The 21,232-nt window shown below is 60.5% G+C and carries 21 protein-coding genes and 1 riboswitch; of the genes, 13 read left to right on the top strand and 8 right to left on the bottom strand.

The window, feature by feature from the left end:
• Positions 1 to 54 precede the first annotated feature (54 nt).
• Positions 55 to 324: riboswitch (cobalamin riboswitch) on the top strand.
• A 47-nt stretch (positions 325 to 371) separates the two neighbouring features.
• Both AC1D17_RS04920 and AC1D17_RS04915 read left to right on the top strand, forming a co-directional pair.
• Positions 372 to 548 carry a CbtB domain-containing protein gene (locus AC1D17_RS04920; protein WP_082512317.1) on the top strand — a complete coding sequence of 59 codons (177 nt, stop codon included), beginning with the start codon at positions 372 to 374 and terminating at the stop codon, positions 546 to 548.
• Positions 549 to 735: 187 nt separating this feature from the next.
• Positions 736 to 1,509 (top strand): CbtA family protein, encoded by a 774-nt coding sequence (locus AC1D17_RS04915; RefSeq protein WP_477564305.1) that lies wholly within the window; start codon positions 736 to 738, stop codon positions 1,507 to 1,509.
• Positions 1,510 to 1,556: 47 nt separating this feature from the next.
• Here the strand turns inward: AC1D17_RS04915 and AC1D17_RS04910 are convergent, their stop codons facing one another.
• Together AC1D17_RS04910 and AC1D17_RS04905 are read right to left on the bottom strand one after the other, a co-directional pair.
• A complete protein-coding gene (locus tag AC1D17_RS04910) occupies positions 1,557 to 2,426 on the bottom strand; it encodes an IucA/IucC family C-terminal-domain containing protein (protein WP_477564304.1) in 870 nt (289 codons plus the stop codon).
• 23 nt (positions 2,427 to 2,449) lie between these two features.
• Positions 2,450 to 3,739, bottom strand: a complete 1,290-nt coding sequence (locus AC1D17_RS04905) for a glucoamylase family protein (protein WP_477564303.1) — start codon at positions 3,737 to 3,739, stop codon at positions 2,450 to 2,452.
• A gap of 169 nt (positions 3,740 to 3,908) precedes the next feature.
• Here AC1D17_RS04905 and AC1D17_RS04900 point away from each other — a divergent pair, with 169 nt between their 5' ends.
• A complete protein-coding gene (locus tag AC1D17_RS04900) occupies positions 3,909 to 4,706 on the top strand; it encodes a DUF1194 domain-containing protein (protein WP_477564302.1) in 798 nt (265 codons plus the stop codon).
• Positions 4,707 to 4,739: 33 nt separating this feature from the next.
• Here the strand turns inward: AC1D17_RS04900 and AC1D17_RS04895 are convergent, their stop codons facing one another.
• Positions 4,740 to 6,041: a flavin monoamine oxidase family protein gene (locus tag AC1D17_RS04895; RefSeq protein WP_477564301.1), complete on the bottom strand. Its 1,302-nt coding sequence runs from the start codon at positions 6,039 to 6,041 to the stop codon at positions 4,740 to 4,742.
• A gap of 119 nt (positions 6,042 to 6,160) precedes the next feature.
• Between AC1D17_RS04895 and AC1D17_RS04890 the strand changes: the two genes are divergently transcribed.
• Entirely contained in the window at positions 6,161 to 6,385 is a 225-nt protein-coding gene (locus AC1D17_RS04890; protein ID WP_477564300.1) for a hypothetical protein, read from the top strand.
• Between the two features lie 18 nt (positions 6,386 to 6,403).
• Here AC1D17_RS04890 and AC1D17_RS04885 read toward each other — a convergent pair whose 3' ends face one another.
• The 4 genes from AC1D17_RS04885 to AC1D17_RS04870 form a co-directional block, all read right to left on the bottom strand.
• Positions 6,404 to 7,225 carry an ABC transporter permease gene (locus AC1D17_RS04885; RefSeq protein WP_477564299.1) on the bottom strand — a complete coding sequence of 274 codons (822 nt, stop codon included), beginning with the start codon at positions 7,223 to 7,225 and terminating at the stop codon, positions 6,404 to 6,406.
• Position 7,226: 1 nt separating this feature from the next.
• A complete protein-coding gene (locus AC1D17_RS04880) occupies positions 7,227 to 8,075 on the bottom strand; it encodes an ABC transporter permease (RefSeq protein ID WP_477564496.1) in 849 nt (282 codons plus the stop codon).
• Between the two features lie 222 nt (positions 8,076 to 8,297).
• Positions 8,298 to 9,587, bottom strand: coding sequence for an ABC transporter substrate-binding protein (locus AC1D17_RS04875; protein WP_477564298.1), 1,290 nt, complete (start codon positions 9,585 to 9,587; stop codon positions 8,298 to 8,300).
• Positions 9,588 to 9,635: 48 nt separating this feature from the next.
• The gene (locus AC1D17_RS04870) at positions 9,636 to 10,724 is read right to left on the bottom strand and encodes an ABC transporter ATP-binding protein (protein WP_477564297.1); all 1,089 of its coding nucleotides are present in this window, start codon (positions 10,722 to 10,724) and stop codon (positions 9,636 to 9,638) included.
• Between the two features lie 269 nt (positions 10,725 to 10,993).
• On the opposite strand from AC1D17_RS04870, the gene AC1D17_RS04865 reads away from it, so the two are divergent.
• The 9 genes from AC1D17_RS04865 to AC1D17_RS04825 all read left to right on the top strand — a co-directional run bounded on the left by AC1D17_RS04865 (position 10,994) and on the right by AC1D17_RS04825 (position 18,719).
• Positions 10,994 to 11,698: a GntR family transcriptional regulator gene (locus AC1D17_RS04865; protein WP_477564296.1), complete on the top strand. Its 705-nt coding sequence runs from the start codon at positions 10,994 to 10,996 to the stop codon at positions 11,696 to 11,698.
• A 113-nt stretch (positions 11,699 to 11,811) separates the two neighbouring features.
• Positions 11,812 to 12,060: a DUF982 domain-containing protein gene (locus AC1D17_RS04860; protein WP_477564295.1), complete on the top strand. Its 249-nt coding sequence runs from the start codon at positions 11,812 to 11,814 to the stop codon at positions 12,058 to 12,060.
• 278 nt (positions 12,061 to 12,338) lie between these two features.
• The gene (locus tag AC1D17_RS04855) at positions 12,339 to 13,472 is read left to right on the top strand and encodes an aminomethyl transferase family protein (protein WP_477564294.1); all 1,134 of its coding nucleotides are present in this window, start codon (positions 12,339 to 12,341) and stop codon (positions 13,470 to 13,472) included.
• A 4-nt stretch (positions 13,473 to 13,476) separates the two neighbouring features.
• Positions 13,477 to 14,082 carry a dimethylamine monooxygenase subunit DmmA family protein gene (locus AC1D17_RS04850; RefSeq protein WP_477564293.1) on the top strand — a complete coding sequence of 202 codons (606 nt, stop codon included), beginning with the start codon at positions 13,477 to 13,479 and terminating at the stop codon, positions 14,080 to 14,082.
• Entirely contained in the window at positions 14,079 to 15,044 is a 966-nt protein-coding gene (locus AC1D17_RS04845) for a PDR/VanB family oxidoreductase (protein WP_477564292.1), read from the top strand. The genes AC1D17_RS04850 and AC1D17_RS04845 overlap by 4 nt, the downstream gene beginning before the upstream one ends.
• 18 nt (positions 15,045 to 15,062) lie before the next feature.
• The gene (locus tag AC1D17_RS04840; RefSeq protein ID WP_477564291.1) at positions 15,063 to 16,103 is read left to right on the top strand and encodes a heme-dependent oxidative N-demethylase family protein; all 1,041 of its coding nucleotides are present in this window, start codon (positions 15,063 to 15,065) and stop codon (positions 16,101 to 16,103) included.
• 204 nt (positions 16,104 to 16,307) lie between these two features.
• On the top strand, positions 16,308 to 17,645 hold the full coding sequence (locus AC1D17_RS04835; RefSeq protein WP_477564290.1) for an NAD(P)-binding domain-containing protein: 1,338 nt from the start codon (positions 16,308 to 16,310) through the stop codon (positions 17,643 to 17,645).
• Positions 17,646 to 17,776: 131 nt separating this feature from the next.
• Positions 17,777 to 18,376 (top strand): PAS domain-containing protein, encoded by a 600-nt coding sequence (locus AC1D17_RS04830; RefSeq protein WP_477564289.1) that lies wholly within the window; start codon positions 17,777 to 17,779, stop codon positions 18,374 to 18,376.
• Between the two features lie 76 nt (positions 18,377 to 18,452).
• On the top strand, positions 18,453 to 18,719 hold the full coding sequence (locus AC1D17_RS04825; RefSeq protein ID WP_477564288.1) for a type II toxin-antitoxin system ParD family antitoxin: 267 nt from the start codon (positions 18,453 to 18,455) through the stop codon (positions 18,717 to 18,719).
• 58 nt (positions 18,720 to 18,777) lie between these two features.
• Here the strand turns inward: AC1D17_RS04825 and AC1D17_RS04820 are convergent, their stop codons facing one another.
• The gene (locus AC1D17_RS04820) at positions 18,778 to 21,147 is read right to left on the bottom strand and encodes a DUF1989 domain-containing protein (protein ID WP_477564287.1); all 2,370 of its coding nucleotides are present in this window, start codon (positions 21,145 to 21,147) and stop codon (positions 18,778 to 18,780) included.
• Positions 21,148 to 21,232 lie beyond the last annotated feature (85 nt).

Below are 21,232 nucleotides of genomic sequence, written 5' to 3'. Positions count from 1 at the left end.
AATGCGGCATGGGGCGTCGCAGCTCCGAATTGACATGACCGGCGCGACAGCATAATCATTGACGGATCAATTGGTTCCCTGGGAGCGAGGCGCTTTCGGGGAGTAAATGGGAACGTGACGGGTGGACCCATTCTGGGCATCTCTATCACGGCCGACCCCGCGACTGTAGAGCGGTCAGAGCGTGTCATGCCGGTGCATTGAGCCGGTAAAAGCCACTGTGGTGACGGACCTTGGGTCCCTGCCACGGGAAGGCGAGACAGGCTCCTTGGCGTGAAAGCGCCTGACGCCGCGAGCCAGGAAACCTGCCGGTTGATGAAGGGCATGGTGCCCAATTGGTGGGATATTTCCCACGCGCCATCACGGAGGTTGTCATGGCTACGACTACAGTTTCGAGCGTCCCGCTTTCCCTCAACGACCGCATCACGACCGCTATTCTCGCCCTTTTGATCGGCGGATTTTTGGTTTTCGGTGCCGGCCTTGCCAATTCCGCCGTGCTGCACGATACCGCTCACGACGTTCGCCATTCCTACGGCTTCCCCTGCCACTGATGTAGGGCCGTGGAAGGCTCTGCGCTTTCCGCACTCTATCGACGAGTAGCATTGCGGGTTTCCTATGGAAATCGCGCGACGGTGGATTGCGCCCATGCCTTGGCATCGGGCGGCCTTTGCCGTGGGAAATCGAAACATAGCAAGCGTGCGAGCACTGATCTGCTCCGCTTGAGTTTAGGGGTATCAAATGATTGTCAAAACACTTCTGGCCGCATTGGTGGCCGGATTGATCGCGGGCGTCTTCATGACAGCCGCGCAGGAATTGCGGGTGGTCCCGCTCATCCTTCATGCCGAGGAATATGAAGCAAAGGAACCCGCTGCTGAACAACCGGCCGGCACGCAAGGCGAGCAGCAGCACTCCTCACTCGGCCGTTCCTCGCTGATCGGCGAGATGCTGTCGGCACTCTCACCGATTACGCCCGCCTACGCCCATGAGGGCGAGCACGAAGACGAGGGCGGCATCATGTTCGGCATGAGCCGGTTCTCCGGTACGCTGTTCGCCAATCTGGTGGCGGGCGCAGGCTTTAGCCTCTTGCTCGCGGGCGCCAGCCTTGTCTTCAACCATCCGATTACCCTGCGCAACGGCGCGCTGTGGGGCGCCTGCGGCTGGCTGGCGGTCCACCTCCTGCCCGCCATCGGCCTGCCGCCGGAATTACCGGGCTTTCCTGCCGCCGATCTTCACGACCGGCAGATTTGGTGGATTGCAACGATCGCACTCTCCGTGGCCGGCCTCTATCTGATCGTGTTGCGTAGTGAGATCCCCGCCAAGGTCATCGGTCTTGCTCTGCTTGCCGCGCCGCATGCCTATGGTGCGCCGCAGCCGTCGGATATTTCAAGCCCGGTTCCGGCCGTTCTCGGCGCGGAATTCGCAGTCGCAGCCCTGGCAACCACGCTGGCGTTCTGGATCGTGCTCGGCGTGATCTCGGGCTACCTGAATGAGCGGTTTTTGAAATCGGCCTGAGCCTCCTCAATCATCGCCGCGCAAGGCACCTTTGCGCGGCAACGCCATCACAGACCGCCGGCACGCTCGATATGGGCGCGCAGGCGGTCTTTTTGCGTCTGACCATCGAGAAGCACGCAGACATCGCAAAAATCCCCGCCCTCTGTTCGATAGTAGAGACAGCAGCCACCCCTTAGACGGAAGTTGCGCTCAGTTGGAACGCCCTTAAAAACGGCGGTGATCTTCGTATAGCGCGCCGCCTCGGAGAAGAGCGGCGATCCCGCCCTGTTGATGATGGCAAGGGCTGCGGTCATCGCGCGATCCTCTTCGCCCAAGGCTGAGCCGACCTCCAGAAAAGCACCCGCAATGCCATCGGCCACCAGCCGCCATTGCGCGCCGGGAGACAGGCTGGTGCGGGCTTGCAGCGCGCCGATCACCGGATTGAAGCTTTCGACGAGCACATCGTGAAAGAGTGACGCCCGATCATGACTGGGCAAACTGCACCCGAAGCGGAAATGAAAGCGGCGGACATCGGATGGGCCGGTTTCCCCAGGGGAAACGAGACCGTTTTGAACGAAAGGCTCGAACCGGATCGCCAGACTATCCGGGCGCAGGTCGGGAACCAGACCTGTCCGCAAATAGACTGCGGCAGCCGCTATGCTGAGATGGTGGCTGTAGAACGCGATCAGATGAGCGCCTCTTACGCGGTCATCCATGCCGGTTGCAAAGCGGTTCTGATAGTCGAGCAGGCACTCGACCATAGTTCCATCACGACGCCATGCGTCAGTCACGGGCAGAAAATCGCTGTCCTGCAGCCCGAGAGACACGGCGACCTGCGGAAAATGCTCCGCCTGCCAGGCCATGGCAACCTCTGCCTGCTGTCCGTCGGCATCTCGAATACGGCCTGAATCTCGGTTCTCGTCCAAAGGGGCGCCCATTGTCTCCTGGCAGCCCGTTTACCTCAAAGCCAGCCGCCGGAAAAGCCCGCCCGTCTGAGGCCGCGCCGGATAACCGGCGATTGGCGCAGCATGTCCCAATACAGGCCGCTGCGATAGTTCTCGATCATCATCACCAAGAGCCCCTGGTCAAGACCAACGCTGCGGTCGTTGAGCCAGCCCTCCGCCGTCTTGCCGGGAACGCTCGGATTGAAACTGCCGACAAAACGTCCTGCCGCGACCACATCGGGATAGCTTGAGAGGATATGCCGCGTTGCCGACATCGCGGCCCTCGGCTCGAACGGCAGGCATGCAAGCGGCGCCCACGGCGCAATCGTGCCGTCATCCGGTCCGAGCGGCGCACCGCGCGCGGCGTAACCGGCAAACTGCTGGCGCCGTCCATCGTGCAGGCGCCGCGGACGCAGCGGACCGTCGCAGGATGTCAGCCCCCATGCGTCGGCGCCGTAGCCTGTAAAGTTGCCGGGATTGGCAATCGCATAATCGCGCTGGACGGCAATGGCGCGCCGGGTGTTTTCGAAATAATCCGTATCATGTGCCGCCATGGCGGCATCGCGGATATCCCTGAAATCAATCCACGCGTGTGAAAACAAGTGGATGAAGAGCGGGCCGGCATAGAGGAACGGCTTGTCGTTCACGGTCATCCAGTCGAACTTGCTCGCAAAGCCGTCATAACTGTCCTTGTCGATTGGATAGGACGGAGAGGCCAAAGCGAGCGTGTAGAGAATGATCGCTTCACTGTAGGATTTCCAGTGATAGGGCAGAAACCCCGTCCTCGGCTTCCACCCCAGCCAAAAGGCCCCCTTGCCGTCCAGCGCCCAGGTCCAGTTAGCCCGGGCATAGAGCATATCGGCGTGGGACCTGATCTCGGTCTCGACTTCATTGTCGTGGTTGAAATACCCGGCCGCGGTTATCATGCCGGCAACCAGAAGCGCGCTGTCGATCAGCGAAAGCTCGCTGCGCCATGTCCGCAAACCCGTTTTCATGTCGAGAAAGTGGTAGTAGAGCCCTTTGTAGCCGGTGGCCTCCTTGTTGCGGCTTTGCAGGCTTCCGGCAAAGAACCGCAAGGTTGTCAGCGTTCTTGCCGCGGCGTCCTGCCGGCTGATCCATCCTCGCTCAACGCCGGCAGGATAGGCGGAAAGTCCGAATCCGGTCGCGGCGATACTCGATGGCGCACCCGGCAGCGAGGTATCGGCAATCAAGCCGTTTTCAGGATTAACGAAGTCAAGAAAGTACCCAAACGCTGCTTGCTGCAACCGGTCGAGAATGACCGCGTCGGTGTCATTTTTCAGAAGCATTGCAGGCTCACTCCAGTCAATTGCCAGTTTCACCACATGGTGACAACCGATACAAATCACCGATTGTTGAACTCGTCGGCGTCTCGAACGGTTATGGAACGGTCACGGAACGTCCGAGTTATGTTACATTTCAGTTTCATACGATCCGCAGCAGTGATTGGATGACACGATGCTCACTACGCTTGCGCTGCTTTTTGCGCTTTCAAGCACGCCAGTCGCGACGCCGGCGGCCGGCACGGCACCAGTCGATGTCGCGCTGGTGCTTGCCGTCGATATGTCAGGCTCGATGGATCTGGAAGAGGCGCGCGTGCAGCGCATGGGCTATGTCGAAGCTTTGCGCCATCCGGATTTCATCAACGCGGTCACCGCGGGCCTCAACGGCCGAATCGCTATCAGCTATTTCGAATGGGCCGGCAGCGTCAATGAAACCTCCGTGGTCGGCTGGCAGCTGATCGACGACGCAAATGATGCCGCAGCACTGGCCGAGCAACTTGCCTCCCGGCCCGTATTTACCCGCCGCGGCACGTCGATTTCCAATGCCATCTCGTTTGCATCGAAACTCATGGCCGCCAGTCCCTACCAAGCGTTGCGCCACGTCGTCGACGTCTCCGGTGACGGGCCGAACAATCTGGGGCCTCCGGTCAATCCGGCCCGCGACGCAGCCGTTGCCGGTGGTATCACCATCAACGGCCTTGCCATTCTCATCCGCCCCTCCGGCGGTGCGGGTTCGCTTGACCGGTACTATGCCGATTGCGTTATYGGCGGCCCCGGCTCTTTCGTTCTGCCGGTCCATCAGCCGGAAGATTTCGCCGTTGCCATCCGTCAGAAACTGGTCATGGAGGTCAGCCGCGCGAGGCCGGCGGCGCAGATTGTCCCGGTTCAGAGCAACCCATCCACCGACTGCCTGATAGGCGAGAAACTGCGTCCCGGCTTTCTCGACCGGGTTTATCCGGAACTGGATAAATAGCACGATCACCTTCGTGCTGGGCGATGCGGCCGCCTACCGTCCGGATGCGCCGGTGGCGCTGGCTGATCGGGCCGCCCCGATCACACGGGCCGCCGCCTCACGGCCGGCGATGATGGCACCTTCGATATAGGCCGGAAACGACGAGGCCAGCTCCGATGAGGCAAAGTGAACCGGCGGCACACCGGCGCGGAGAATATCTTCGGCATCATAGGCCTGAAGATCGGTGATCACATCACTATAGCCCCCGCCGCTCCAGGGATCGCCAACCCAGTCGCGGATCAGCAGACCGGTGACATCGGCCGCGGATTCACCCAGGGCTTCGATCAACCGCGCGCGAATGTCGGCCTCGATGAATGCACTCCCCTTCGCGCTCCATACGGCGGCGAGCGGGCCGCCTACGAACACGACCAGCGCCGTCGCCTGTGCGCTGCTGACATCGCAGGCAAAAAGCCCGAGCGTATCGCGCCACACGACCATTCCGCTCAAACCGCGATCGCGCCAGAACGGCCGCTCGTAGCGGACCAGCGCCTTGATCACCGTTCCGCTCTTCCAGGCGCCGAGTGCGTCGGCAAGCGACTTGGGCAGATCAGGCCGATGCGCAATGCGCGACGCCATCACCGGCGGCACGGCGATGATCACCTGCCGCGCCGAAAGCATCTCGCCTTTACCGGTCGTTACCGATACCGAACCGTCTGCGCGCGTTATGCGGACGACGGGTGTTCCCAGCCGCAAGCGCTGACCAAGCGTTGCCGCCAGAGCCACGGCCGCTGCATGGATCGTGCCTTCGGCAAAATATTGCAGCTCGTTGCCATTGCTGATCGTGCGCCGGTCATTGTCGATCAGGTACCAGAGCGGAATCTCGCCGATCGGCCGGCACCAGAGCCCCTGGACCATCGCCTGATAGCTGGCTTTTGCGCCCGGCGGATCGCTTTGGCGGGCAAGCCATTCGCCCGCAGTCACGCCGGCAATCTCCGGATCGCCCGGGTCGATCCTGTTGGCACGGGCACGGATACGGCCGGCCTCCGCGAAGGACGAACCGTCCCCGGCAAAAGCCTGCGGCCGGACCAGCAAGGCCCCTTCCATCGGCGTTTCCGCCAGCGGCAAACCGAACCGCCGCGTCAGTGCCATCACATTGGGCATCTCGTCGCAGATGAACTGCCCGCCGGTGTCCATCCACACACCATCGGCAAAAGCGTCTGCCTCAACCCGCCCGCCAACGCGGTCGCGCGCTTCGAGCACGATGACATCGAGACCAGCCGAGACCAGCGCTTCAGCCGCCGAAAGACCAGCAAAGCCGGCCCCGACAATGATCACATCTGCATCATATCCGCTCATCGCCTGCCTTGATCTTCGTCCACCCGGTTTTCTCAGCGGGCAGATGAGCGGGACAATGTTGCCCGGTGTCAAGAGCCTTCTGCCTGGCTTTCCCGACGTGAGGGTTCCTGCCGGGACAGGTGGTACTGGCAGCCTTCAAGGTCCTAAACCAGTCAGCCCGCATCGCCGCAGGATATCGTGCCGCTGTTTTCACGACGGCGGAGACGCCGCCGCGCGCCGGCCATGCCCGTATTCCGGCGGGCTGGATTGATGACGGACATAAAGCGATGCTTGAAGCAAGGCGGAATCAATCTCTCAAGCACGTGCTCGTCGGCCTTGAAATTGAAGGCAATATTCTGGCCTAGCGAGGTGCGCATGCGGGATCAGACCGCTTTCGCCTGGCGGCGGCGCAGCCCCAGAATGATCGCGAGCGCCAAAAGGATGATCGAGAAGGAGAAGAGCGTGGTGACCGTGCCGAGCGCGTAGAGCACCGGCGTCGTGACATTGGTCGTCATCCCGTAGATTTCCAGCGGAAGGGTATTGTAGGTGCCCGATGTCATCAGTGTGCGGGCAAATTCATCATAGGAGAGCGTAAAGCCGAACAGGCCAACGCCGATCAGGCTGGGGGCGATCATCGGCAGAACCACATGACGGAACGTTTGCCACGAAGTTGCGCCGAGATCGCGCGCCGCCTCCTCATAGGCTGGCGAGAAGCGATTGAAGACCGCAAACATGATCAGCACGCCGAAGGGCAAAGTCCAGGTCAGGTGCGCGCCAAAAGCCGAGGAATACCAGGCGGGCTTCAGGCCGAACTGCTGGAACACGACGCCGATGCCAAGCGAGATGATGATCGACGGCACCACAAGGCTGGCGACCGTCAGGTAGAACAGCACCGTCGATCCCTTGAACTTGCGGCGAAAGGCAAGACCGGCGAGCAGTGATACGACGACGTTGACGATCATCACCATCAGGCCGAGCGTGAAGGAGCGCTTGAAGGACGCCCCGAAATCGCCGACGGCCTGCTGTTCGAACAGGTTGAAGAACCAATGCACGGACACGCCATTGAGCGGAAACGTCAGCCCTCCGTCCGGCCCCTGGAAGGACAGGATGAAAACGGCCGATAGCGGCCCGTAGAGGAACAGCACAAAGAGTGTGAAGAAGGCTGCCAGAACATAGAATTCGAGGGTGCGTTTTTCGTGGCTCATCTCAAAGCTCCTTGCGGATATCGACGACGCGCAGGATGGCGGCGACCATCAGGAGCACGACGATCAGAAGCACCACGGCATTGGCGGCGGCGGCCGGATATTGCAGCAGCGACATCTGGTTCTTCATCATCAGCGCCACCGAAGCGCTCTGCCCGCCGGACATCACCTGCACCGTGGAAAAATCCGCCATGACCAGCGTGACGACGAAGATGGAGCCGATGGCGATGCCGGGTTTTGCCAGCGGTATGATGACGTTCCAGAGGATCTGTCGGCCATTGGCGCCGGCATCGCGCGCCGCCTCGATCAGCAAGCGGTCGATGCGCATCAGCGTGTTGAAGATCGGCGTCACCATGAACAGCGTGTTCAGATGCACCATAGCGAGGATGACGGCAAAATCGGAATAGAGCAGCCATTCGATCGGCTGCGGAATGACGCCCATCTCGATCAGCGTCGTATTGACGAGGCCGTTGCGTCCCAGCACCGGGATCCAGGAGATCATCCGGATGATGTTCGACGTCAGGAACGGCACGGTGCAGACCAGAAACAGCACCATCTGCATCGTGGTCGTGCGGATGTGGAACGCCAGGAAATACGCGACCCAGAAGCCGATCAGCAATGTCAGGCCCCAGACCACAACTGTGTATTTCAGCGTGTTGAGATAGGTTTTCCACGTCACCCAGGAACCAAGCGTATCGGTGTAGTTCATGGTCAGGAAATCGGGATAGAGACCGGCGAAGTCATAATCCCAGAAGCTGACGACGGCGATCGTCAAAATCGGCAGCAGAAAAAAGAACCCGAGGATCAGCGCCAGCGGCACTGCCTGCAGGTAGGAGGCGACGTGAGATGACATCTTGCCGATGTTGGCGACGAACCCCGGCTTTCCGGCAGCGTCGATCTGCGTGTCGTCTTCCGTGATGGCTGCTGTCACGTGGTGGGTCTCCGGTTCCGTCGAACTGCATTCAATATGCGGGCGAAAGGCCCCTCATCCGCCCTGCCGGGCACCTTCTGCCGCAAACTCCGTAGTCCCCTCTCCCCGCATGCGGGGAGAGGGCTAGGGTGAGGGGCATTTTCCTTACGCAGCGATGAATTCGTTCCAGCGCTTCACCATGTAGCGGTCCTCGTCCATGACCGAGTTCCAGCAGGCGACCTTGCCCATGCGCTCTTCGAACGAGCCGCCGTCGCGAACCGCGCCGGCCTTCTCCATGACCTTGCCTTCGGGGGACATGATGTCGCCCGTTGCGGGCTTGCCTTCGATCCAGTAGCCCCATTCGTCGGCCGACATGAAGTCCTTGGCGGTGTCCATCGCGGCGGAGTAGTAGCCCTGACGATTGAGGTAGCCGCCGACCCAGCCGGATGTGTACCAGTTGATGTATTCATAGGCCGCATCGAGCTGCGCGCCTTCGAGATGGGCAGCAAGACCGAGGCCGCCACCCCACGAGCGGTAGCCTTCCTTGAGCGGCTGGTATTTGCAGGCAATGCCCTTCGAGCGGACGGCAGCGACGGCCGGCGACCACATCGACTGGATGACCACTTCGCCCGATGCCATCAGGTTGACCGACTCGTCGAACGACTTCCAGAAAGCGCGGAACTGGCCGTCCTGCTTGGCCTTGATCAGGAAGTCGATCGTCGCGTCGATCTCTTCCTTGGTCATGTTCCCCTTGTCGGCGTATTTGATGTTGCCGAGGGCCTCCATGATCATCGCCGCATCCATGATGCCGATCGACGGGATATTGAGGATCGAGGCCTTGCCCTTGAAGGCAGGGTCCATGATATCGGCCCAGGAGGTGATATCGCGGCCGACGAGGTCGGGGCGGATGCCGAGCGTATCGGCGTTGTAGATGGTCGGAACCATGGTGAAGAACTGGGTTTCGCCTTTGGCGAAGGTCTTGTCGCCGGGCGCCTCGACATAGCCGACCGTATGTGGCGCTGTACCCTGCGCAATGACGCTGTCGGGCTTCAGCTTGCCGGTTTTGAACAGCGGCACGATCTTGTCGTAGTATTTCAGCTTCTTGATATCCATCGGCTGGATGACGCCGGCCGGGAAGACCTTTTTCAGGATCCAGTATTCGATGTCGGCGATGTCATAGCTATCCGGCTGGGTGACGGCGCGCTGGGCGGCCGCGTCACTATCCRTCGCCGTCATTTCAAGCGTGATGCCGAGGTCGGCTTTGCACTTCTCGGCGATGGCATTGATGTTCGATACGCCGGTGCCGAACTGGCGCAGCGTGATCGGGTTCTGCGCCCAGATGGTCGGAAAGCCGGTGATCAGGCCGGAGCCGATCACGGCGCCGGTCGCGGCGGCACCGGTCTTCAACAGGCCGCGCCTTGAAATTCCCTTGGGGGTCTTGGTGTCAGTGGTCATGTCAGTTCCCTCTTTTTGTGATGGTGATGGTTTTTGTGATGGAAAGGATCAGGCAGCGATGCGGCCAAGCAGGACGGCATCCTCGAGGCCCCAGCTGAGCGGCACCGCATCGCCGACCGAGACGGGTTTCTCGAAATAGTCGGCATCGGTGGCGATAACGGTGAAATCGTCGCTGCCGGCACCCGCGACGGTGATCTTCACGGAGGCGCCGCGGTATTCGACATTGGTGACGATGCCGTTGAAGCCGAGCGTTTTCTCCGCTGGCGCTGAAAGCCGGACACGATCGGTGCGCACGCCGATATCGATCGGCGCGCCCGGCTGCTGCGCCGGACCGGCGACGGTGAATGCCTGGCCTTCTGCGACCTCCAGCGTCACCTTGCCCTCGCCGCTTTCAACGACCCGGCCGGTGAGGACATTGTGATCGCCCATGAACCGGGCGACGAAGGCGGTGGCCGGACGTTCGAACACTTCGCGCGGATGGGCCGCCTGCTCGATCCGGCCATCGTTCATGATGACGATGATATCGGCCAGCGCCATCGCCTCTTCCTGGCTATGGGTGACATGCACGAAGGTGATGCCGAGGCTTTTCTGCAGCTTCTTCAACTCGGCGCGCATGCGGATTTTCAAAAACGGATCGAGCGCCGACAAGGGCTCGTCGAGCAGCAGCGCTTCCGGATCGGTGATGAGGGCCCGGGCAAGCGCCACGCGCTGCTGCTGGCCACCGGAAAGCTGGGCCGGGCGCCGGTTGGCGTAGGGCTCCATCTGCATCAGCTTCAGCATCTCAAGCGCCTTGCCCCGGCGCTCTTCCTTATCGACGCCCTTCATCTTCAGGCTGAAGGCAACATTGTCGATGAGATCGAGATGCGGAAACAGCGCATAGGATTGAAACATCATCGCCGTGCCGCGCTTGGCCGGCGGAAAATCGGTGACGACAATGTTGCCCAGCCGGATATCGCCCGAGGAAATGCTCTCGTGGCCGGCGATCATCCGGAGCGTCGAGGTCTTGCCGCAGCCGGACGGCCCAAGGAAGCAGCAATAGCTGCCAGAGGGTATCTTCAAGCTGATGGAATGGACAGCAGTGGTGCTGCCATAGACCTTGGAAACGGATATGATATCGATTTCTGCCGCTTTGGACATCTTGTCTCCCCTGTGACGGGAAGAACGATGCATCAAGCGTGCCAGATGGACCAACCGAAAGCAAACAATTGAAAACTCACTAAAATTTTCCTCGGCCAGATACTGGTTGCAATTTCGAACAGCGTGAGAATTGCTCAAAATATAGCCGTTCGTCTGCAATACCATCAATTGATTGTGTACAATTTCACCAATCGCAAGCCGACAAATTCGGGTTAACTTCGCCCGGAAAGAACGGTAGGATAAGCGCCAAGAACCCGGAACGAGACTTGATGGAAACCACAGCAACGCCCGCCGAAAACCAGATCGACGTCAGTACGCACTATATCCGCGATACCATCCGCGATGCGATCGTCGATCGCCGGCTTGCGCCCGGCACCAAGCTTTCGGAAGCCGATGTCGGCGCCTTGTTCAACGTCAGCCGCACGCTGGTCCGTGGCGCCCTGCAGGCACTGTCGTATGAGGGCCTCGTCAATGTCGAGAAGAACCGCGGCGCTTTCGTCGCCTACCCCTCGCCTGAGGAAGCACGCCAGATCTTTGCCACCCGCCGGATGATCGAGCCCGGCATTCTGCGCGAAGCCGCCAAGCATATAGACCCGTCGCATCTCCAGCACCTGAGGCAACTGCTGATGGAAGAAGGCCGCCTGATCAACGAACGCGGCCAGACGGCGCGGCGCGCCGAGATCAAGGCGTCGGGCGATTTTCACCTGATGCTCGCCTCGATGACCGGTAATGCCGTCATGCAGCGCTTCATGGACGAACTCGTCGCCCGCTCTTCTCTGGTCATTGCGCTCTATGGGCAGTCGGCTACTTCAAGCTGCGGCCATCAGGAACATCAGGACATCGTCACGGCGATCGAACGCAAGGATATCGAGCACGCCTGCCAACTGATTGTGCACCACATCGACCATATCGAAGCCGACCTCGACATGCGCGAAAACAGGGGCAGCGACCTTAGGGAGGCTTTCAGGCTTTAGGCTGCGTACCCCGTTCTTCCGAACATCGTTTTTCAAGCAGATTCCGAAACGACATCAACGCTGGAACCTTCCCGGAAACCAGACGTTACCGTGCTGCAATTTCAAGAAGCAGCATGAGGACGACGTTGAGTTACAAACGCTTTCCAACCCCTGTCAGGGTGGTCATCGAACAGAGCCACGAAAACATTATCGCAACCGCCTGGGACGCCGTCGAGTTCCTGCGCCGCTGGCCCGGCAAGCGCGGCCTTACCTATCGCCGCGCTCTGCAGCATTGCCTCGATGCACTCGACGGTATTCTCAGTGCGGCAAAGGCCTGGGCCTCATTTACAGCAGCCGTAAAGGAAGAAGGCTTGCTCGCCTGATTCCCCTGTTCTTCAAGCGCCCCCGATGCCCGGACCTTTGCTCCGGGCATTTTCGTTTTCGGATATTCTCCAACATTTTACCGCTTGAAAATGCCGCCTGCCCCGCGTTGAATGTCTGCTGCGCGGTCCGCCGGAGTGCAGAAGCGGCAGGACACTCGCCGTTCGCGACACCGCAATTTCCGGCGAGAAATCCAAATCGCGGGCTTGCCGTTCCCAAAAACGCGAATATACTCAGGAATAATTATTTCCACAGAGTGAAATAAATAAGGGAACATAACATGGCACTTAGCTGGCGTTTTTCCGCCTTGGGCGACAGACATCGGGCATTGGGATCCAACCTTGAGGACTGGAGCGGCATGGGAACCGCCTGGACCTACGACAAGGACATCTACGAAGAGCATATCGCCGTGCGCACCAAGGCCGGCATCATGGATGTCTCCGGCCTGAAGAAGGTCCACCTCGTCGGCCCGCACGCGATCGCCGTTCTGGAATATATCACCACGCGCGACATGACCAAGGTCTATCCCGGCAAGTCCGTCTATGCCTGCATGCTCAATGATCGCGGCCATTTCACCGACGACTGCATCGTCTATCGCACAGGCCCGAACTCCTGGATGCTGGTGCACGGCTCGGGCTCGGGCTTCGAGGAAATCGTCAAGCAGGCGCAGGGCCGCAATTGCGCCGTGCTGTTCGATGACGACCTGCACGACCTGTCGCTGCAGGGGCCGCTTGCCGTCGACTACCTCGAAAAATATGTGCCCGGCATCCGCGATCTGAAATATTTCCATCACATGCAGACGACACTGTTCGGCGCACCGGTGATGATCTCGCGCACCGGCTATACCGGCGAGCGCGGCTACGAAATCTTCGTGCGCGGCCAGGATGCCGGCATGGTCTGGGACCGCATCGTCGATGAAGGCAAGGCGATGGGCATCATCCCCGTCTGCTTCAGCGTCCTGGATATGCTGCGCGTCGAAAGCTACCTTTTGTTCTACCCCTACGACAATTCGCAGATGTACCCGTTTGCCAACGAGCAGCCCGGCGACAGCCTGTGGGAACTCGGCCTCGATTTTACCGTCAGCCCCGGCAAGACCGGCTTCCGCGGCGCCGAAGAACATGCCCGCCTGAAGGGCAAGGAACGCTTCAAGATCTTCGGCCTCCTGGTCGATGCAGACGGTCCGACGGACCTTGGCGACGAAGTGTGGGCCGGCGACAAAAAGGTCGGCGTCATCACCTGCCCCTCCTATTCCAAGCTCACCAATCGCTCGATGGCGATCATGCGCGTCGATGTTCCCTATGCCGTTCAGGGCACCAAGCTCGAAGTAAAGGGCAAGACCATCAACGCGCCGGCGATCGCCCATACGATCACCTTCGACGATCCGAAGAAAACGAAACGGACGGCGCAGGGCTGACGGCATGCTCGTACAAGGGATCAAAAGCAGGCCGGAATATAAGGGGCTCGACATCGATCCCCACGCGAAACGTCACCTCTTCGTCCTTGAGGGCGAAGGGGCAGCAGCCCTTACCGATCAGGTGGAAGCCAAGGGCAGCGATTTCCTTGCAAGATCGGAAATCCTCTATCTTGCCGCCGGTGCTGCCCCCAAAGCCTATGACGCCGTGCTTTTGGCGCTGTCGCCGGATATCTTCTGGCAGGCGCCGACGCTTCAGCCGCTTTTGTTTCGCCTTCGCGCCTGTCTTGAGCAGGCGCGGATGGGAACGCGGCTCTATATCGCCGGCACGGAAGGCTTCATCGGCCAGATCATGCAGGTTGCGCTGGAATTCGGCATCGATTTCAACTCGATCCACACCGAGCATCGCGGCTCGACGGCACGGCGCGTGCAATGCGTGCACTGCAAGGGCATCACCGACAATGTGACGACGAGCCCCTTTGCCTGTTCCCACTGCGGCCTGCCGCTTTTGGTGCGGGATCACTATTCCAGACGCCTCGGCGCCTTCCAGGGCGTCAATATCGATGCAGAAGAACCGGGTACTGCGCCTGCCCCTGAGGAGATGTTCCCGTGAGCCTCAATACCGACATGCCTGTCCGGGTCGCGGCGGTGACGCAGGTGACCGATCTGGTCAAACGCTTCCGCTTCGAGCGGATGGACGGCCATCCCATGCCGTTCTTTTCCGGTGGCGCCCATGTCGTCGTCTCGATGAACGACAACGGCCTGCTGCGCCGCAATCCCTATTCGCTGATGTCCAATCCCGACGACAACAGCGCCTATGAAATCAGCGTGCTGAGGGTTCCCAATTCCCGCGGCGGCTCGATATTCATGCACGAACAGGTGCGGCCCGGCGATCAGCTGACCGTCAGCCAGCCGGTCAATCTGTTCGCGCCGGATCATCGCGGCCGCAAGCACATCCTGTTTGCAGGCGGCATCGGCATCACCCCGTTCATCGCCATGATGGAACAGTTCAGCCGTGATAACATCGCCTTCGAACTGCACTATGCCATCCGCTCGCGCTCGCACGGCGCTTACTGGCAGCAGCTGCTCGACCGCTACGGCCCGCGCCGCATCAAGATCTATGTCGACGAGGAAAAAACCTACATTCCCGTTGCCGAGATCGCCGAAAACCAACCGCTCGGTACGCATCTCTACGTCTGCGGCCCGGCCGGCATGATCGACGGCGTGCTGATGACAGCGCTCAAGGCCGGCTGGCCGAAGGAAAACCTGCATTCCGAACGTTTCCTTGCGCCGCCCGCCGGCCTGCCGTTCCAGGTCTTTCTCGAAAAATCTAACATCCACATGACCGTCGGCGAGCATCAGAGCATCCTGGAAGCAGCCGAGGCCCATGGCTGCGACGCCCCCTACATGTGCCGCGGCGGCGCCTGCGGCCAGTGCGAAACCGAAGTGTCGTCCTGCGACGGTACGCTTGAGCACAACGACATCTACCTGTCGGACGAGGAAAAGGCGTCCGGCAAGAAAGTCATGATCTGTGTGTCACGCTTCAAGGGCCAGCAACTCGTTCTTCAACTTTAGCACCGGAGGGCCGGACAGATGACCATCACGTTCAAGAGCGAAACGTTCCGCGACGACTTCACCTTCCGCAACAGCCTTTACAATATCAGGCGGTTTCCCTTCCCCTTCGATCGCGACGAGTACATGTACTCGGTCAACATGGAGCCGCATATCCGGGGCAAGGCGGACAGCGTTTTTGAAAACCTGATCGATGTCGATGAGCACTATGTCGCCGAGATGCACGACCGGGCGCTGGTGCTGAAGGAGGATCCGCTGCGCTGCCAGGCCCTGCCGCACATGATGGCGGCGCAATGGGACACGCTGGAACTCCTGATGGAGCATCAGGCGCAGGATTATCCCGAGCACTTCACGCTGACAAAAGACGGCGACCGCTGGCGCTGGATCAACCGGCCGATGGGCATCGACGACACCTTCACCTTCGGCGATCCCTCCACTCTGCCCTATCCGCCGATGGAATATATCACCAGGCAGGCCCAGGGCGATTTCTGCATCGTCGATCAGCGCGACAACAATCTCTGGATGGATGCCGGCATGGTCACCACCCAGGCCGATTGGTCGCTCGATTTCGACATCGGCATGAATTTTATGGAATGGCACGGCCCGGTGCCGCTCGCCCACCAGATCGGCGTGTTCGACCGGGCGCTGAAATTCCTCCTGAACCTGCAGCAGGGCAAGCCGACGCGCCGCCTCAACTGGACGATGACCGTCAATCCGAGGCTCGATACCTCGCCGGAAAACTACCACAAATGGGGTCCGGACCGCACGACGGTGACACCGGAGAATGTCGGCGAAAAGATGCATCTGCGCGTCGAACTGCAGAGCCTGTGGCGCCTGCCGCGCTCCAACGCCATCCTTTTCGTCATCCGCTGCTACCTGATCAGCCTCGACGAACTGGTAACCGTTCCCAAATGGGGCCGGCGCCTGCCGCGTGTGCTCAAAAGCCTGCCGCCGGAAATCGCCGACTACAAGGGCCTGACCCGCAACCGGCCGATCATGATCGACTGGCTGGCCAAATACGACGACGGAGCACCGACGAGCGCGGGGATCTATCCGGATTGAGACACGACTGCCCCTCATCCGCCCCTTCTCCGTCAAGGCGAATGGCGGGCACCTTCTCCCCGTAAACGGGCAGAAGGCACAAGCGGCAAACTCCGCCGTCCCCTCTCCCCGCATGCGGGATGAGGGTGAGGGGCAGTCCTTGAAGCTAGACGATCGGCAACGACCGAGAACACTGACAACGACATAAAAAGGGAACTGACAGACATGACCAGAGTAGCCGTGATCGGCGCAGGGCCCTCGGGCCTTGCTCAGCTAAGAGCCTTCCAGTCCGCCGCCCAGAAGGGCGCTGATATCCCCGAAGTGGTCTGCTTTGAGAAACAGGCCGACTGGGGTGGTCTGTGGAATTACACGTGGCGCACCGGGCTTGATGAATATGGCGAGCCCGTCCACGGCAGCATGTATCGCTACCTCTGGTCGAACGGCCCGAAGGAATGCCTGGAATTCGCCGACTATTCCTTCGAGGAACATTTCGGCAAGCCGATCGGCTCCTACCCGCCTCGCGCCGTGCTGTGGGACTACATCAAGGGCCGGGTCGAAAAGGCCGACGTGCGCAAATGGGTGCGCTTCTCGACACCGGTGCGCATGGTCCGGTTCGACGAGGAATCAAAGACCTTCACGGTCACCGCCCACGACCGCGTCAACGACGTCATGTATGACGAAATCTTCGACTATGTCGTCGTCGCCTCCGGCCATTTCTCCACCCCGAACGTCCCCTATTTCGAAGGCGTGAAAACCTTTGGCGGCCGCGTCCTGCATGCCCATGATTTCCGCGATGCGCTGGAATTCAAGGACAAGGACGTGCTGATCGTCGGCCGCAGCTATTCGGCCGAGGACATCGGCTCGCAATGCTGGAAATACGGCGCCAAATCCGTGACCACCAGCTACCGCTCCAAGCCGATGGGCTTCAAATGGCCGGAGCGCTTCGAGGAGCGGCCTCTGTTGCAGAAACTGGTCAACAAGACCGCCCATTTCGCCGACGGTTCGACCAAGGAAGTCGATGCGCTGATCCTGTGCACCGGCTATCTCCACCACTTCCCGTTCCTGCCCGACGACCTGCGCCTGAAGACGGCCAACCGCCTCTGGTCCGACAACCTCTACAAGGGCGTCGTCTACGAGGACAATCCGCAACTGATGTATATCGGCATGCAGGACCAGTTCTACACCTTCAACATGTTCGACGCCCAGGCCTGGTTCGCCCGCGACGTGATCATGGACCGGATCAAGCTGCCCTCGAAGGAAGAAATGAAGGCGCATTTCGACACCTGGCGCGCCCGCGAGGAAACGCTTGAAGATGCCGAGCAGATGATCTGGTTCCAGGGCGATTACGTCATCGAGCTTTTGGAGCACACCGACTATCCGAAGTTCGACGTCAAGGGCACCAACAAGACCTTCATGGAATGGGAGCACCACAAGGCCGAAAACATCATGGGCTTCCGTGACAATGCCTACAAATCGCTGATGACCGGCACGATGGCGCCCAAGCATCACACGCCCTGGCTGGAGGCGATGGATGATACGCTGGAAGTCTACCTGAAGAACTGATCGCGCTTTGCCGATAATACAGCCGAAGGCCCATGTGACGGCCTTCGGCGCAACGATTTCAGATTGCCGAAATATTCCAAGATAAATTCATTCGTCTTTTTGCCCACCCTCCAGCCATGACCGGATTAGCCATGGACTTTCTGAGCAGCGTTCTCGGCCGCATGAACGGGTTTCTCTACCGGTGCCGGGCCGACGAGCATTATACGATGCTGGAGATGACCGATGGCATCCAGCGGATCTTTGGCTATCCCGTGTACGAGATCGTCGGCAACCGTGTGCGCACCTTCACCTCGATCATGTGCGAGGAAGATGTGCCTGCGATGGACGCCGTGGTCGGCAAGGCGCTGGAAAGCCGCACCGACTGGACGCTCGAATACCGCATCCGCCACAATAGCGGTCATCTCATCTGGGTCACGGAAACGGGCGGCGGCGTCTGGGACGAGAATGGCGAACTGCTTTATCTTGAAGGCAGCATCGTCAACATCGAATCCCTCTACCAGCGCATCGACGAACAAACCGCCGACATGCGCGCGACAGCCTCGCGTACCGCAGAGATCCTCCATTCCCTACGCTACCTGAAACTGCTCGCCGTCAACGCCGGCATCGAGGCGGCACGTGCCGGAACAGCCGGCGCCGGCTTCGCCGTCCTCGCCTCGGAAATGCGCACGCTAGCCAACGATTCCGAAGCCGTCGCACGGCAGATTGCGACTGCGCAGGGTAAATCGGGCTGACGGCTGCATAACGCGCAATAAGCATTTTTGTGATTTGTTCTTATCCATGACAGGATGCCCGAAAGGAGTATTCCGCATGGCAACGATGACGATATCCCTGCCCGATCCCATGAAAGAATGGATCGAAGCCCAGATCAGTAAGGGCGAATATGCGAGCACCAGCGACTATGTGCGCGATCTCGTCCGCCGCGATCGATCCCGCCGGGATCAGGAATTGACGATCGAAGAGTTGCGCCAGATCGTTGCCGGCTCACGGCCCAGCGGCACCGGCAGGCAGAGCATCGACGAGGTTTTCGAGAATGYCGAACGCCTTGCAAGGGCAAGGGGCGTCGTGCCTGAGTAGCCTGCTGAAACTCCAAGGTGTTCTCTGCGACAGGCCTACAGCGCCCGGCCTATCAACGTTATGACCGCGGCTTCAGCTTCTGCGGATCGTAATGCGCAAACGGCACGATCCTCGCCGGCAGCCGCTTCTGCTGGCCATCGAGCTTGCCGATCTCGACTTCGGTGCCGACCTCCGAATGCAGCACATCCATCCGCGCCAGCGCGATCGTCTTCTTCAGGAGCGGCGAGCGCGTCGAACTGGTGACGACACCGACCTGGGCGCGGCCGATATGCACGGTATCACCGTGGCCAACGGCGTCATTGGCGTCGATATCGAGCCCGACCAGCTTGTAGCGCGGGTTTTCCTTGCGCTTGATCAGCGACTCGCGGCCGATGAAATCCTCGGTCTTCGACTTCAGCGGCACGGTAAAGCCGATGCCGGCTTCGAAGGGGTCGGTCTGGTCGGAGAAATCATAATGGGCAAAGACGAGGCCTGCCTCGATGCGCACCATGTCGAGCGCTTCCAGCCCCATCGGCTTCAACCCATGCTTCTGGCCCGCCTCCCAGACGGCATCGAACACGGCAAGCGCGTCCTTCGGATGACAGAAGATTTCGTAGCCGAGTTCGCCGGTATAGCCGGTGCGCGAGACGACGACCGGCGCACCTTCGAAATGGCCGATACGGCCGACGGCAAAGCGGAACCATTCAAGCTCGCCGATCGATGGCTGCGACGGTGCAGTCCAGATGATCTCCTTGATGATCTCGCGGCTGTTCGGCCCCTGGACGGCCAGATTGTGCATCTGGTCGGTGGATGAGCGCACCCAGGCCTTGTAGCCCATTTTCTCGGCCTGCTCGCGCAGCCAGATACCGCTGACGTCATCGCCGCCGATCCAGCGGAAATTGTTGTCCCCAAGACGGAACACCGTGCCGTCATCGATCATGCCGCCGTTCTCGTAGCACATGGCCGTATAGACCACCTGCCCCGGCGAAAGCTTGCGGATATCGCGGGTGACGCAATATTGCAGCAGCGCCTCCGCATCCGGCCCGGTCACCTCGAATTTCCTGAGCGGAGACAGGTCCATGACCACGGCCTTCTCCCGGCAGGCCCAGTATTCCTCGATCGGCCCTTCATTGTTGAAGCGGTTCGGCAGCCAGTAGCCGCGATACTCGGTGTGATTGCGGGTCAGGCCTGAGAAGCGGGGGTGGAACGCGGTTTCCTGGGTCATTTCGGGCTCTGCATCGGGGGTCATTCGGATGGCGACGGCGCGCGAGAATTTCTCTTTGTCCGAATAGGTGCGGACATGAATGTCGGTCGGGTTCCATGCATTGGCGGCATCGATATCGTCGGGGCATGAAGAGGACACGCAGACCAGATCGGTCAGCGCCCGCATCAGCACATAATCGCCCGGGCGCGACCAGGGCTCGTCGAGATAGAGCTGGTTATGGTGATCGACATTGGTGTTGTAGAAATAGTTGAGCGCTTCCCAGCCCTTGCGCGGTGCAATGCCATATGGCGCCAGCGCATGGTTGAAATTGTCGGTACAATTGACATGGCCTGGATAGCCCATGTCGTCGTAATAGCGCGAATTGCAGGCGGTGGCGAACGCATCATGGCGCCCGACCGTATCCTGCACGATCTCCACCAGCGGCTCGAAATCCCGGTCGAACGCCTTCGACGGCAGGCCGGGCGTCGGATAGCTACGCCCGAGCAAGGTCCTCGTCACCGTCGCATCCAGCGCCAGATCCAGCCCCTTGTCGACCTTGCGGGCCGAAAAAGCCTGAAAATCGGTGCATTGCCGGCCGGAGACATCGATGACCTGAATGAACTCGCCGGCCCGCACGAAATAGGCCGAAGCCCTCGCCGCCTGAATACGCAGATCCTGCACCGGATCGGCCAGCGGCTCCGGCAGCATTTCTTCATACGTGCGCTCGATCCTGCAGCGGGTCACGCGCAGTTCGAGCGCAGTCGCGGTGTTCTGTTCCTCCGCATCCATCGGCGGCGCCGGCGCCGCGACAATCAGCAGTCCGTCGAGCGCAATCGTCAATTCGGCCGCAGCCCCCGGCGGCGAGCTTTCGCCGAACAGGACCAGCGCCTGCGCCCCGGCGGGATTGACGTTTCTCCGTTTCAGAGCGCTCAGCGTTCGCCGCGCGCTGTCTTCGTCGCGGGCAAGAATTTCCTGAAGCCCATAGGCGGGTCGCGAAAAGCTGACCCCAAGACCGGCCGCGTTGAACCGGCCCCCGGCATCGATAAAGCTGACTTCGCCAAGCTGTCCGCCTTCGACATCCTTGATGGCGATCCGGTCGCCCGCCATCACCTTGACGACCGTCGTTCCGCGCCCCTTGACGCGGTAGCGCTCGACGCCGGCCGGCAGAACCGGAATGCCCGGCCGCAGAATCGTGCTCGGCCGCGGCGGCATCAATGTGCCTGCAAATCGTCCGGAATCGGTCATCTCAGCTCCCATCCGAGGGCACAGCCGGTGTGGCGGTCTACAAGCTCCGCTTTATGCACCGGCAATATGGCCAAACTATCCTATG

This window comes from Pararhizobium sp. P1_E7 (assembly GCF_056405855.1).
This window is presented reverse-complemented; position numbering and strand designations above follow the sequence as displayed.